Origin of the sequence: Stenotrophomonas sp. HMWF003 (genome assembly GCF_003061285.1) — a bacterium.
Taxonomy (GTDB): Bacteria; Pseudomonadota; Gammaproteobacteria; order Xanthomonadales; family Xanthomonadaceae; genus Stenotrophomonas; species Stenotrophomonas maltophilia_AP.
On record NZ_QAIW01000418.1, the window covers coordinates 17,112 to 18,231 of the forward strand.

Genomic DNA, 1,120 nt, shown 5'->3' on the forward strand with positions numbered 1-1,120 from the left:
GCTTTCGGCCAGCATGGTCATGATCGACTCGCGTGCGCGGTACGCATGCGATTCGTTGGGCAGCATCACCAGCCGCGCCGTCCCGCCCAGGCCCTTGACCGCGGCGAACATGCGCTCGCTCTGGATCGGGAAGGTGCCGGAGTTGTTGTCGTCCACGCCGTGGATGAAGAGGATCGGGTCCTTGATCTTGTCGGCGTAGTTGAACGGCGACATCTTCTGGTACACGTCCTGGGCCTGCCAGTAGTTGCGCTCCTCGGCCTGGAAGCCGAACGGGGTCAGCGTGCGGTTGTACGCGCCGCTGCGGGCGATACCGGCCTTGAACAGGCGCGTGTGCGCGAGCAGGTTGGCGGTCATGAACGCCCCGTAGGAATGCCCGCCGATGGCGATGTGGTCGCGATCGGTCACGCCCCGCCGCACCACTTCGTCCACTGCCGCTTCGGCGTTGGCGATCAGCTGCGGCAGGTAGGTGTCGTTGGGTTCCTTGTCACCCTCGCCGATGATCGGCATCGACGGGCTCACCAGCACCGCGTAGCCCTTGGCCAGGAAGGCCTGCGGGCCCCAGTAGCTGATCGCATTGAAGCGGTACGGCGAGTCGGTCACCTGGCTGGCGGCGGCGGCGGTCTTGTACTCGCCCGGGTAGGCCCACATCAGCAGCGGCAGCGGGCCGTCCTTCTTCGGGTTGTAGCCCGGCGGCAGCATCAGCGTGGCCGTCAGGTCGACACCGTCGTTGCGCTTGTAGCGGATCTGCTCCTTGCTCACCCCACGCAGCTGCGGCAGCGGGTGGGCGAAGTGGGTCAGTGCGCGCGGGGCGGCGGTGGCGTCGGCCAGCGACTGCACGAACACGTTGGTGGGCTCATCGGGGGTCTCGCGGGTCACCAGCAGGGACGTGCCCTCCTGGTCGAGCAGAGCCACCGGCGCGGCGTAGCCGGGCGCCTGCGAATGGAACAGGCGGGTGGCCTGCTTGCTGTCCAGGTCGAAGCGATCGACGAACGGACGGTCGCCTTCCGGCGAGGCGCCCTGGCCGTACAGGAAGATGCTGCGGCCATCGGCGGTGATCTGCAGGCGCGCGCGCCCGTTGACGTCGCGCACCAGGCCCGGCCGGCCCGGATCGTTGTAGCGG

General features: G+C 68.4%; 1 protein-coding gene. It reads right to left on the reverse strand.

The features are described from left to right. On the reverse strand, positions 1–1,120 hold a 1,120-nt coding region (locus tag DBR34_RS17955), incomplete at both ends, for a prolyl oligopeptidase family serine peptidase (RefSeq protein WP_258224096.1).